Raw genomic sequence first — 750 nt, 5'->3', positions numbered from 1 at the left:
GATGAAATTTATTTACTCAGTATTCCTATTATTCACTCTAGTTCAAAGCAAAACATATAATTTGACTGGTGAATATTTCTATTCCCAGCGACATTTTTCTGAATCAATAAAACTGAACTCTGACAAAACTTTTAATTACAGAGTGAATAGGGAATTCTTCACTCAAGAGATCAAGGGAAATTATGATATAATTGAGGATAGCATAGTTTTAAATAGCGTTCCACAACGAGACAGAATAATAGTAGATGAAAAACATAAAGCTTCAAAGAGAAATACTTTTAAGGTAACAGATAAAAACGGGCGATTGATAAATTATCAATTAACCATCACAACGGATGAAGAAAAAACTGTCGAAATTCGAAATTGTTTCGACACTGTAAAGTCTGAGGATTTTAAGATCAAAAGCTTCCATATTACTGATACAAAAGGTTTAAAATCACCTGAATACTCAATTGTTGGGACGAATAGTAATCATTTTGAGATAAAATTTGAGCACTTAAGAGTTTTCGAAAGCGAAAAATGGTTCATTGATAAAGAATCAAAAAGTATAAAGCCGATTGGAACCAATGGTGAATTTCAAACTTATTATTTGAAAAAGAAATGAATAGGCAGCAGCTAACAACGTATAACAAGCATTGCCCTATTCGGTTAATCATATTGAAAATTTTTTAAGATTAAGGGTCCGTATTGTGGTAATTGAATTTTAACTAAATTTATCCAACGGGCAACGACATGTTATACAAATCCGTT

1 protein-coding gene is annotated in these 750 nt (G+C 30.8%); it reads left to right on the top strand.

The window, feature by feature from the left end; all coding sequences use genetic code 11:
• Positions 1-604: hypothetical protein (locus I4Q58_RS15465; RefSeq protein ID WP_236002964.1), on the top strand; the 604-nt coding region annotated here is incomplete at its 5' end.
• Between the last annotated feature and the right edge of the window lie 146 nt (positions 605-750).

This window comes from Luteirhabdus pelagi, from assembly GCF_016827595.1.
GTDB lineage: Bacteria > Bacteroidota > Bacteroidia > Flavobacteriales > Flavobacteriaceae > Luteirhabdus > Luteirhabdus pelagi.
This window is presented reverse-complemented; position numbering and strand designations above follow the sequence as displayed.